We start from the raw sequence: 3,106 nt of genomic DNA on the forward strand, positions 1-3,106 counted from the left end.
CGGTACACCGGCCCCCGCGCGGCCGGCGCGTGCTTCGCGCGGAACATCCGCATCGACACCTGCGAGTAGCCCTCCGCGAGGAGGAAGTCGCGGCCCGTGCGGTACAGCGACAGGCGCAGGTCGTCCCACGCGCGCGACTTCTTCCCCAGGAAGGTGAGCGGCCGCACGTAGAGCGGATAGAGGTAGACCTCCTCCGGCGCGTACCGCAGCGCGGCCCTCAACGAGTGCACGAAGGTGTCCGGCGTCTGGCCCTCGATGCCGTAGATGAGGTCCAGGTTGAGCGTCGGGAAGCCCGCGCTCCGGAGCAGCTCCAACGTGGCCTCCACCTGCGCCGTCTTCTGCGGCCGCTTCACCGCGGCCACCTCCGACTCCAGGAAGCTCTGCACGCCCATGCTCACCCGGTCCACGCCCCGGGCCTTGAGCACCGCCACCTTCGCCGCATCCGCCGTCTCCGGCGACACCTCCACGGACATCGGCACCGCGCGCGGATCCACGCCCAGGTCCGCCGCCAGGTCGAACACCGTCTCCAGCCCGGGCACGTCCAGCAGGGTGGGGGTGCCGCCCCCGATGGCCGCGCGCGCGAATGTCGCGGGGCCCAGCGCCTGCTTCACCCGGCCGGCCTCGCGCTTCAGCGCGGCGAGCCACGCCTGGACGACGTCCTCCTTCGGCCCCGCGGCGGTGAAGAGGTTGCAGAACCCGCAGCGCATCTCGCAGAACGGCACGTGCAGGTAGAGGAACAGCGCGTCCCGGCGCTCCTTCGCCCAGACGTCCTCCAGCGCCAGCGCGGGCGTGAGCGGGCGGTAGGCCGTCTTGTGCGGGTAGCCGTAGAGGTACGCCACATAGGGCGTCCCTTCGAGCATCGACTCCAGGCGCGTCATGGGCCGGAGTCTACCGGCAGCGCGAACTCGCCATAGGGCACCGTCCACACCACCGGGTGCCCCAGCCGGTGCCCCGAGTAGCCATCCTCGCCGTACGCCGTCCCGTGGTCCGAGCACACGATGCAGAACGCCGGGCCCCGCCGGCGCAGCGCCTGGAACAGCGGCGGCAACTGGCTGTCCACGTACGCCAGGGCCGCCCCTTGCGTCTCCTTCGAGTCCTCCGTCGCCCCGGGCACGTAGTGCCGGTTCGGCTGGTGCAATGCGGAGACATTGATGAACAGGAACACCCGCTGCTCCCGGGGCAGCGCGCCCAGGATTTTCACTGCGAGTGATGCCTGATTTTCCGTGGAACGGGGCTCGGTGACGCCCAGCTCCGGGGCCCAGTGGGCCTCGGAGAAGAGGCCCGGGAGCACGCGGCCCAGGGGGTTTCGCAGGTTGAAGAAGCCCGTCCCGCCAATGCACACCGTGTGGTAGCCGCGCCCGGCCAGCCCCGTGACGAGGTCTGGCGCGTCGAGCACGCAGGTGCCCGGACCCGTCGTCTCGCTGCCCTCGAAGCGCAGGGCGAAGGGGCGCGGGTGACGGCCCGGCGCGACGGGGGTGGGGAGGAAGCCGGCGAAGAAGGCCTGGTGCGCGGCGTAGGTGAAGCTCGCCGGGCTGTGGCGCTCCTCCCACCGGCCCCCGGGCAGCAGCGCCGCGAGGGTGGGCGTGCGGCCGCGCTCCAGCGCTTCCCGGGCCACGTCGTACCGCAGCGTGTCCAGCGTGAGGAAGAGCAGGTCGTGCGTGCCGACCATCGCGTTCAGGTCCTGCATGCGGACTCAGGGCCGGGCAGGGGGCCTCTCATGCAGCGCCCCCGACCCGGTCCGGAACGGAAGCGACTACGAGATGCTCGGCACTTCGTCGAACTGGGGCAGGGCCGGGGTCGCGGCCGGAGCCTGCGTCGCTTCGAGCGCGCGGCGCGGGGCGTTGGGGTTCTGCTGATCCACGGTCGCGTTGAAGAGGCTCTGGGCGAAGGCCTGCTGCCCGCCCTGCGACAGCGCGCGGAAGGCCGCGTCCATGGGGCGCTGGCCCGTGCCGAGCCCGGGGCCCATGGTGCGCTCCAGCAGCGAGCGGGCCTGCTGCTCGTTGAGGCGCACCGTCAACGGAGCGCCGCTCTCCATGTCCCCATCGTTGCTGGAGAACGCGCCGCGGGCCATGCGCGCGGCGGTGGGGTCCGTGAAGTTGAGCTCGTAGTTGATCTCCGCGGGCTGGCCCGGCGTGGTGGTGGTGGTCGCGCGCACCGAGTCGTTGATCCGCGTCTCCGCGCGGCCCGTACCGTCCGGCCCGAGCTGCGCCTCCAAGGACTGGGTGCCACCGGCCACGTTGCGGTCCGTCTGGCGCAAGGTCTGGTTGCCGTCGCCGTCGCCGGTCAGGTTCGTCCGCCGCTCACTGGTGGCCACCTGACGGCCCGCCACCCGTCCCTCGCGGTTCTGCTCCAGGCCATCCGTCGAGCCCACGTTGCTCACGCCCGGGCCGTTCTGCGAGGGCAGCTGGCCGGTGCGCAGGAACTCCTGGTACGCGGCCCGGCCCTCCGGCTGGGTGATGTTGAAGTCCGCCGTGCGCGTGTGCTCCAGGCGCTGATCCTGCCGGCCCTCCAGCCCGCGCACGCTCGTCGCGTCCCGCTGACGGCCCTGCGACGTCACGGAGGCGCGCAGCGTGTCCTCGGACGTGCGCTGCAATTCGTAGCGCTGCGTCTGGCTGCGGTCATAGGACGTGCTCAGCCCCAGCGTCTGGCCCAGCCGGCCCGGCCCCGCGCGCAGGCCCGCGTTGAAGCCCGTCTCTCCCTGGACCTCCGCCCGGGCGCGCGTGCCCACCGGCCACGTCTCCGGGGCGGCGGGGTTGGGGAACTCACCGTTGCGGATGGCCTCCGTCGCAGCCTGCCGGGGCACCTCCACGCGCAGGCTGCCCGTCGCTCCGAACGAACCGCCGGCCGTCGCGGGCCCCAGGCGCGTGGGGACGCCGCCCGAACGCGTGGAGGCGCGGTTGCCCACCTGGCCCCGGGCCTCCAGCACGAAGTTGTCTCCCTCCGTGGTGACGCGCGCGCGCCCCGAGGGACGCAGCGCGGCGGCGGGCGAGAACGTGTCGCGCTCGCGCTCGGCGTTGCGCGGGGCCTGCTCCGTGGCCGGCGTGCGCGGCTGGGCGGCGGGGCTCCGGTTCTCGACGGGGGCCGCGGACGTACGCGGCAGGGGCGG

3 protein-coding genes are annotated in these 3,106 nt (G+C 73.2%); all 3 read right to left on the minus strand.

Going from position 1 to position 3,106, the window contains the following annotated elements:
- A partial coding sequence (locus tag D7V93_RS40945) for an STM4012 family radical SAM protein (protein ID WP_120648415.1) occupies positions 1-878 on the minus strand: 878 nt, incomplete at its 3' end.
- A complete protein-coding gene (locus tag D7V93_RS40950) occupies positions 875-1,687 on the minus strand; it encodes an STM4013/SEN3800 family hydrolase (RefSeq protein ID WP_120648416.1) in 813 nt (270 codons plus the stop codon). The genes D7V93_RS40950 and D7V93_RS40945, both read right to left, overlap by 4 nt.
- Before the next feature lie 66 nt (positions 1,688-1,753).
- Positions 1,754-3,106 (minus strand): hypothetical protein (locus tag D7V93_RS45525; protein WP_158623975.1); only part of this gene is annotated, 1,353 nt, incomplete at its 5' end.

The organism is Corallococcus llansteffanensis (assembly GCF_003612055.1).
GTDB classification, from domain to species: Bacteria; Myxococcota; Myxococcia; order Myxococcales; family Myxococcaceae; genus Corallococcus; species Corallococcus llansteffanensis.